The sequence below is a fragment of the Streptomyces alkaliphilus genome, assembly GCF_014141535.1.
Lineage (GTDB): Bacteria > Actinomycetota > Actinomycetes > Streptomycetales > Streptomycetaceae > Streptomyces > Streptomyces alkaliphilus.
Map to the genome: position 1 here is coordinate 1 of NZ_VKHT01001534.1, position 784 is coordinate 784.

At 74.0% G+C, this 784-nt stretch carries 2 protein-coding genes; both read right to left on the reverse strand.

Annotated elements, in window-relative coordinates:
• Positions 1-56 precede the first annotated feature (56 nt).
• The gene (locus FNQ90_RS25515; protein ID WP_143625340.1) at positions 57-548 is read right to left on the reverse strand and encodes a RidA family protein; all 492 of its coding nucleotides are present in this window, start codon (positions 546-548) and stop codon (positions 57-59) included.
• On the reverse strand, positions 545-700 hold the full coding sequence (locus FNQ90_RS25520; RefSeq protein ID WP_173019732.1) for a hypothetical protein: 156 nt from the start codon (positions 698-700) through the stop codon (positions 545-547). The genes FNQ90_RS25515 and FNQ90_RS25520 overlap by 4 nt, the downstream gene beginning before the upstream one ends.
• Positions 701-784: the final 84 nt, after the last annotated feature.

Sequence of the window (784 nt, forward strand, 5' to 3'; positions counted from 1 at the left end):
TCCCCGAACCGGGGAGGGGGAACGGCGCGGGCCGGGGCGGCCGGGCCCGTCTGCCCTCAGACGTCGGCCGAGCCCTCCGCGGAGTCCTCCAGTTCGACGGTGATCTCCACCTCGACCGGCGAGTCCAGGGGCAGCACCGCCACGCCGACGGCGCTGCGGGCGTGAACACCCCGGGCCCCCAGGACCTCCTGCAGCAGCTCGCTGGCACCGTTGATCACCTGCGGCTGACCGGTGAAGTCGGGAGCGGAGGCGACGAAGCCGGTGACCTTCACCACCCGCGACACCCGGTCCAGGTCACCGGCGACGGACTTCACCGCCGCCAGGGCGTTCAGCGCGCAGATGCGGGCCAGCCCTCCGGCCTCCTCGGGGGTGACCTCGGCGCCGACCTTGCCGGTCAGCGAGAGGGTCCCCTCCACCATCGGCAGCTGCCCGGAGGTGTGGACGTGACGGTCGCTCACGACGGCCGGCACGTATGCCGCCACCGGCGGCACCACGTCGGGCAGCGTCAGGCCGAGTTCGGCGAGGCGGGCCTCGACGCGGCCGGTCACTGCTTGGGCCGCTTGAAGTAGGCCACCAACTGCTCACTGCTCGGGCCGGGGACGACCTGGACCAGCTCCCAGCCGTCCTCGCCCCAGGTGTCCAGAATCTGCTTCGTGGCGTGCACCAGGAGCGGTGCGGTCGCGTACTCCCACTTGGTCATGGCCCGACTCTAGCCGGAGCCGCGCGCGGTGCCGAGCGTCGGGAGGCCCCGACGCGGCGCGCCCCTGCCGGCCGTCCCCCGGCC